Below are 236 nucleotides of genomic sequence, written 5' to 3'. Positions count from 1 at the left end.
AGGCAGCGCCATGCCGGCCGCGCTCAACCAGGGCAAGTGAGTCATGGCGGGCTTAGAGTTTGATGAAACCGAGCAGGCCGCCGCCCGCCGGCTGGGCCTGACGGGGGCCGAGGATGCGGAGTGGCAGGCGCGCTGCGAACTGTCGGCGCTGTACCGGCTGCTGGCGCATTTCCGCATGACCGACCTGATCGATACGCACATCTCGGCGCGGGTGCCGGGGCAGGCTGGTCACTTCC

General features: G+C 69.1%; 1 pseudogene. It reads left to right on the top strand.

What is annotated here, in order from left to right:
• Nucleotides 1-43: 43 nt before the first annotated feature.
• Nucleotides 44-236: pseudogene (locus HWD97_RS24440) on the top strand (hypothetical protein); the annotation flags it as partial.

This window comes from Ochrobactrum sp. C6C9, assembly GCF_022627935.1.
GTDB lineage: Bacteria > Pseudomonadota > Alphaproteobacteria > Rhizobiales > Rhizobiaceae > Brucella > Brucella teleogrylli.
This window is presented reverse-complemented; position numbering and strand designations above follow the sequence as displayed.